The organism is Tahibacter caeni (assembly GCF_024609805.1).
Lineage (GTDB): Bacteria > Pseudomonadota > Gammaproteobacteria > Xanthomonadales > Rhodanobacteraceae > Tahibacter > Tahibacter caeni.
This window is the reverse complement of the sequence record NZ_JANFVR010000617.1, coordinates 1-1,412: the sequence shown is the minus strand read 5'-3', so window position 1 is coordinate 1,412 and position 1,412 is coordinate 1. Positions and strand designations below refer to the sequence as shown.

General features: G+C 73.2%; 1 protein-coding gene and 1 pseudogene. Both read left to right on the top strand.

The features are described 5' to 3' along the window. Positions 1–216, top strand: a pseudogene (locus NON22_RS24315) (hypothetical protein); the annotation flags it as partial. Between the two features lie 112 nt (positions 217–328). Then, positions 329–1,412 (top strand): DEAD/DEAH box helicase (locus NON22_RS24310; protein ID WP_257389562.1); only part of this gene is annotated, 1,084 nt, incomplete at its 3' end.

The window sequence follows — 1,412 nt, the reverse complement described above, 5'->3', positions numbered from 1 at the left end:
GAAACGACGAAACGTCCGCGCGCGGTGGCGGCGAAGGCCGACGTCGGCGCGCGTACCGCGCCGCGTGCCGCCAAGACCGGCGCCGGCAGCCGCCGCACCGGGCCGGCGCCGGCCGTCAAAGCGCCCAAACCACGCGGAAAGGCCAAGGCTGCGGCGTCCACGGCCGGTTTCGGCGCCGAGCTCGACCGCTTCCGCCGCGACGTCGGCGACGGCTGATACGGCCCGCGCCGGCAGAAGACGGCCGTGCCGTTCCGGCGGCGGCGGCTTCCCGCGTGCGCCGGCCGCGTCCGGCCGCTACACTGCCGCGCCGCGCTGCACGGCCCCGCTCATGTCCGATCCCGCTTCGCCCGCCTTGCCGCCGCCGCTGGCCCAGGCGCTGGCCGCGCTCTCGTTCGAGGCGCTGACGCCGGTACAGGCCCAGGCGCTGCCGGCCCTGCTCGACGGCCGCGACGTCATCGCCCAGGCACGTACCGGCAGCGGCAAGACCGTCGCGTTCGGCCTGGGCCTGCTCGCACGCATCGACGCCGGCGGACCGCTGCAGGCGCTCGTGCTCGTGCCGACGCGCGAGCTCGCCGATCAGGTCGGCAAGTCGCTGCGCCAGCTCGCGCGCTTCCTGCCGAATCTCAAGTTGTCCATCCTCTGCGGCGGCGTGCCGCTGCGCGTGCAGCTCGAATCGCTCGTGCACGTGCCGCAGGTCGTCGTCGGCACGCCCGGACGCATTCTGGAACATCTGGAGAAAGGCAGTCTCGAACTGTCGGCGCTGCGCGTGCTCGTGCTCGACGAGGCCGACCGCATGCTCGACATGGGCTTCGTCGACGCGATGCGCGACGTCGTGCGCTTCGCGCCGCGCGACTGCCAGACCAACTTGTTCTCGGCCACGTTCCCCGAGGAAATCCGCGCGCTGAGCCGCGAGTTCCAGCGCGATCCGGTCGAGATCGAAGTCGACGACGGCGCCGCCGCGACCGGGATCGTGCATCGTTTCTACACCGTCGAACCCGACCGCAAGCTCGACGCGCTGGCCTGGCTGCTGGCCGAGCACAAGCCCGCGTCGGCGATGATCTTCTGCAACACGCGGCGCGACACCCAGGACGTCGCCGCGGCGCTGGACCAGCGCGGCTGGTCGGTGCTCGCGCTGCACGGCGATCTCGAACAGCGCGACCGCGACGAAGTGCTCGTGCGCTTCGCGAACCGCAGCTGCAGCTTGCTCGTCGCGACCGACGTCGCCGCGCGCGGCCTCGACATAGCCGAGCTGGAGCTGGTCATCCTCTACGACATGGCCAGCGACGTCGACACCTACGTGCATCGCGTCGGCCGCACCGGCCGCGCCGGCCGCAGCGGCCTCGCCCTGACCCTGTGCACGCCGCGCGAACAGGCCCGCGTCGACGCCGTCGCGGAGCGGCTCGGCCGGCCGC